The organism is Angustibacter aerolatus, assembly GCF_054776675.1.
The window spans coordinates 1-4,951 of record NZ_BAAHBM010000141.1; the positions used below are offsets into that span (position 1 = coordinate 1).

The window sequence follows — 4,951 nt, forward strand, 5'->3', positions numbered from 1 at the left end:
GCTGCATCCAGGCGGGCGTGCGCCGGGTCAGCAGCCCGAGCCCGACCGGCGCGCCGTCGGCCACCGCGGTGAACGCCGCACCCCGCGCCCGCGAGTCGGCCCAGACCCGGCGCTGCAGCGCGTCGGCGGCCTGCCCGAACCCGGCCACCGGGTGCCACCGGCGCGGGTCGCCGAGCAGCGCGTCCGCGGCCACCCCGGCAAGCAGGCCCAGCGCACGAGCCGTGCCGGACCGGCGTCCGGCTCGGTTACGCTGCACCACGCACCACCCACCCGTGAGCTCCAGGGGAAGCCGGTCCGACGCCGGCGCTGACCCGCAACCGTAGGCCACGCCCGACCCGGGCCCGTGGCGAGCCGGAACGCCTGGAACGCGCGAGCGGCTCCACTGCACCCGTCGAGGTCTACGGGCGGAGCCCGGTCGGCGCGCGCCCCGTGGGCCGTGCCGCCGGACGTCGCCCGACCGCTGCCCGAGAGGCGACCATGTCCGGTCGGTCCCACCCCCGCACCCTGCGCGCCGCGCTCGCCACCACCGCGGCCCTGGCGCTCGTCGTCCTGCCCGCCGGCGGTGCGCTCGCCAGCGGCACCGCCACCGCCCCGGCGACGACCACCACGTCGACCGCGACCGGCGGCGTCCCGACCGCGACCGCTCCGGCTGCGACCCGGACCGCGGCGGACACCGGGCCGACCGCCACGACGACCAGCACGGCACCGACCAGCACGCCGGCGACCTCGACCCCCTCGTCCACGACGAGCACGCCGAGCAGCTCGACCTCGACCGCCGAGGCCGCCCCCGAGACCGGGCCCGGCGCCCGCCGGCTGGCTCGTGCCGCCGCGGCACCGGCCACCTCGACCGACCCCGGCGCCGTGGCCGGCGGGTTCCTGGCCAGGCAGCTCGTCGCCGGCGGCGGGCACCTCTCGACCACCTTCGACGGCACCGACTACGCCGACTGGGGCCTGACCCTCGACGCTGTGCTCGCCCTCGACGGCGCGCAGGTCGGCCAGGACGCGGCGCGCGAGGCGATGCGCCAGGTCGTCGCCCACCTCGACGAGTACGCCGGCAGCGGCGGCGAGCACTACGCCGGCGCGCTCGGCAAGGCCGGGCTGGCCGCCGTCGCGCAGGGTCTCGACGCCACCGACCTCGGCGGCCAGGACGTCGTGGCGACGCTGCGCGGGCTGCAGGACGCCGACGGCCGGTTCGCCGACGCCTCGGCGTTCGGCGACTACTCCAACACCTTCAGCCAGGCGTTCGCGATCCTGGCGCTGCAGCACTTCAGCACCCCGACGGTCGACGGCGCCGGCCCGCAGGCGCTCGCCTTCCTCGACCTGCAGCAGTGCCCGGCCGGCGGCTACCGGCTCGACGAGGCGGCCACGGCCTGCACCGACGACTCGACCGCCGACCCCGACGCCACCGCGATGGCCCTGCTCGCCCACGCGTCCGCCGGCGCACCCACCCCGGCCGCCCTCCGCGGCGCGAGCTGGCTCGCCGGGCGGCAGCGCGCAGGCGGCGGCTTCGGCGGGGCCGGCCCGACGTCCGGCGTGAACGCCAACAGCACCGCGCTCGCCGTGCAGGCCCTGCAGGCCACCGGCGTCACGGGCCCGCTCGCGGCGGCCCGTCGCTACCTCACCGGCCTGCAGTACGACTGCGACGCATCGTCGGCGCTGCGCGGCGGCGTCGCCTACGCCGTGTCCGCCCGCAGCACGAGGACCCCGACCGACCAGGACCGCCGGGCCACGACCCAGGCTGCGCTGGCCCTGGCGGGTGGCACCGTCGGCACCGCGACCGCCGCCGGTGCCGCGCCGAACGCACCTGCCCTGGCCTGCGCGTCGCCCACCACCAGCACCACCACGACGAGCGAGCCCAGCGGCACGTCGAGCACGGACGACGACTCGGGGTACCTCGGTGTGGACGAGACCGTCGAGCCCGGCACGATCGCCGGCACCGCGCTGCCCGCCAGCGCGAGCGACCTGCCGCGCACCGGCACCGAGGTGGCGCCGCTCGTCGCCACCGGCACCGGCCTGCTCGGTCTCGGCGTGCTGGCCCTGCTGCTGGCCCGGGTGACCCGCCGACGGCACGGACGGCACGCGTGACCTCAGCCCGCCGGCGCCGCGGCGTCCTGACCCGGTTCGCGGCCCTCGCCGCGGGCCTGGTCGCGCTGCTGGCGTCCGGGCTGGTCGCGGCACCCCCCGCGCAGGCCGCGGCCTGCTCGGGCAGCACCGGCGTCACCGTCGTCGTCGACTTCGGCCCGCTCGGCGGCACCAGCACGCGCTGCGCCGCCGGGTCGCCGGCGTCCGGGATCGCCGCGCTGAAGGCGGCGGGCTTCTCGATCGCCTACGTGCAGACCCAGCCCGGCTTCGTCTGCCGGCTGAACGGCCTGCCCACTGCCGCGAAGGACCCCTGCCGGCGCACCCCGCCCACCTCGGCGTACTGGTCGTACTGGCACGCGAACCGCGGCGGCTCGTGGCAGTACAGCTCGACCGGCGCCGGCTCGCGCCGTCCGGCCGCCGGCTCGGTCGAGGGCTGGGCGTTCGGCGCCGGCGCCCGCCCGGCGGTGGCCCCGCCGGCCGCGCCCGCGGAACCCAGGCCGAAGCCCACCACCCGGACGACGACGCCCGCGCCGCGCACCAGCAGCACGACGCACCGCAGCACCACGACGACGCGACCCACGACGTCCTCCGCACCGAGGACGTCGAGCTCGTCCACCCGCCCGAGCGCGGCCAGGTCGACGACGCCACGCGCGTCCTCCACGACCTCGGCGTCCGGCTCGTCGACGACCCGTGGCGCGACGACCACGACGGCGCCGACCACCTCCACGAGCGCCGCGGGTGCAGCGGCTGCGACGTCCGCACCCCCCGGCGACGCCGACACCACCGACCCAGCCGACGACCCGGGCGCGCTGGCGAGCGAGCCCGTGTCGTCCGACGGCGGCACGCCCACCGGCGCGCTGGTCGCCCTGGGGCTGGTGCTGGTCGTCGGCGGCGCGGGTGCCGTCGTGGCCCGACGGCGCAGGTCCGGCTGAACGTGTCGGCGCCCACCGCGCCCGTCCGCGAGGCCCGGGTCCCGAGCCCGGCGCCGCGGTCGAGCGCGTCGGCGACCGCTTCGCGGCGGACCCGTGCGGTGCACCCGGCGGCGTGGTGGGTCTGGGCGCTGGGCCTGGCGGTCGCGGCGAGCAGCACCACGAACCCGCTGCTGCTCGTGCTGGTGCTGGCCGTCTCGACGTCGGTCGTGCTGGCCTGCCGCGGCGACGACCCGTGGGCGCGCGCCTTCCGCTGGTACCTGCTGCTCGGGCTGCTCGTCGTGGCGCTGCGGCTGGTGCTGCACGTGCTCGTCGGGTTCAAGGACGGCGAGCACGTCGTGCTGCGGCTGCCGTCGCTCGGCCTGCCGTCGTGGGCGGCCGGCATCGAGGTGGGCGGCACGCTGACCGCCGAGGGGCTGCTGTCGGCCGGGGTGCAGGGCCTGCGGCTGGCCTGCGTCGTGGTCGCGGTCGGCGCGGCGAACGCGCTGGCCGACCCCAAGCGGCTGCTGCGCGCGCTCCCCGGCGCGCTGCACGAGATCGGTGTCGCGGTGGTGGTGTCGGTCAGCGTGGCGCCGCAGCTGGCCGAGGCGGTGCAGCGCGTGTCGCGCGCCCAGCAGCTGCGCGGCGGCGCCGGTCGCGGTCTGCGGTCGGTGCGCCGGGTCGCGCTGCCGGTGCTGCAGGACGTGCTCGACCGCAGCCTGGCCCTGGCTGCGGCGATGGACTCGCGCGGCTTCGGGCGCGCTCGCGAGGTGTCGGCGGGCGCCCGTCGGCTGACCACCGCGCTGTCGCTGGCCGGGCTGGTGGGGGCCGCGCTCGGCACGTACGGGCTGCTCGACACCACCGGCCCCGCGGTGCTCGGGGTGCCCACCCTGCTGGTCGGGCTGCTGCTCGTCGTCGCCGGGCTGCGGGCGGGCGGACGCCGGGTGCAGCGCACCGTGCACCGTCCCGACCGGTGGGGTCTGGTCGAGTGGCTGGTCGCCGGGTGCGGCCTGGTGGTCGCGGCGTCCTCGCTCGTCGCGGCCCGGCTCGACCCCGTCGCGACGTCGATGCCGCTGCAGCCGCTGGCCTGGCCGCAGCTGCCGGCGCTCGCCGTCGCCGGGCTGCTCGTCGGCGCCGTCCCGGCCGTCGTCGGGGCGCTCGACGGGGGGCGGTCGCGGTGAACGCGGCGGTCGAGCTCGACCGGGTCACGGTGACGTACGCCGGCGCCACCCGGCCCGTGTTGCGCGAGGTGTCGCTGCGGGTCGACGAGGGCGAGCTGTGCCTGGTCGTCGGTCGCACCGGCACCGGCAAGTCGACCCTGCTCGGCGCGGTGAGCGGGCTGGTGCCGCACTTCACCGGAGGCACGCTGGCCGGCGCCGTGCGCGTGCTCGGTCGCGACACCCGCACCCACCGGCCGCGCGACCTGGCCGACGTCGTCGGCGTCGTCGGCCAGGACCCGCTCGCCGGCTTCGTCACCGACACCGTCGAGGCCGAGCTCGCGTACGCGATGGAGCAGCTCGCGGTCGACCCGGGCACGATGCGCCGCCGCGTCGAGGAGACGCTCGACCTGCTCGGGATCGCCGACCTGCGCGACCGTCCCCTGCGCGACCTGTCCGGCGGGCAGCAGCAGCGCGTCGCGATCGGCTCCGCCCTCACGGCGCACCCGCGGGTGCTGGTGCTCGACGAGCCGACGTCGGCGCTCGACCCGACCGGCGCCGAGGAGGTGCTCGCGGCGCTGACCCGGCTGGTGCACGACCTCGGCATGACGGTGCTGCTCGCCGAGCACCGCCTCGAGCGGGTGCTGCAGCACGCCGACCGGCTGGTGCACGTGGGCGCCGACGGCCGCGTGCGCGACGGCGACCCCGTCGAGCTGGCCCGCGACGGCGAGGTCGCGCCGCCCGTGGTGCACCTCGGGCGGTGGGCCGGCTGGCAGCCGCTGCCGCTGTCGGTGCGCGACGCCC

At 78.5% G+C, this 4,951-nt stretch carries 5 protein-coding genes; 4 read left to right on the forward strand and 1 reads right to left on the reverse strand.

Annotation, left to right across the window (positions count from 1 at the left end):
• Nucleotides 1-256 (reverse strand): cobalamin biosynthesis protein (locus ACYVI6_RS17965; RefSeq protein WP_460447674.1); only part of this gene is annotated, 256 nt, incomplete at its 3' end.
• Nucleotides 257-477: 221 nt separating this feature from the next.
• Between ACYVI6_RS17965 and ACYVI6_RS17970 the strand changes: the two genes are divergently transcribed.
• From ACYVI6_RS17970 to ACYVI6_RS17985, 4 genes are all read left to right on the forward strand, one after another.
• Entirely contained in the window at nucleotides 478-2,085 is a 1,608-nt protein-coding gene (locus tag ACYVI6_RS17970; protein WP_460447675.1) for a prenyltransferase/squalene oxidase repeat-containing protein, read from the forward strand.
• Nucleotides 2,082-3,014 carry a hypothetical protein gene (locus tag ACYVI6_RS17975; protein WP_460447676.1) on the forward strand — a complete coding sequence of 311 codons (933 nt, stop codon included), beginning with the start codon at nucleotides 2,082-2,084 and terminating at the stop codon, nucleotides 3,012-3,014. The genes ACYVI6_RS17970 and ACYVI6_RS17975 overlap by 4 nt, the downstream gene beginning before the upstream one ends.
• Before the next feature lie 98 nt (nucleotides 3,015-3,112).
• Nucleotides 3,113-4,171 carry a CbiQ family ECF transporter T component gene (locus tag ACYVI6_RS17980; protein ID WP_460447677.1) on the forward strand — a complete coding sequence of 353 codons (1,059 nt, stop codon included), beginning with the start codon at nucleotides 3,113-3,115 and terminating at the stop codon, nucleotides 4,169-4,171.
• Nucleotides 4,168-4,951, forward strand: a 784-nt coding sequence (locus ACYVI6_RS17985; protein ID WP_460447678.1) for an ABC transporter ATP-binding protein, incomplete at its 3' end; no start/stop codon positions are given. The genes ACYVI6_RS17980 and ACYVI6_RS17985, both read left to right, overlap by 4 nt.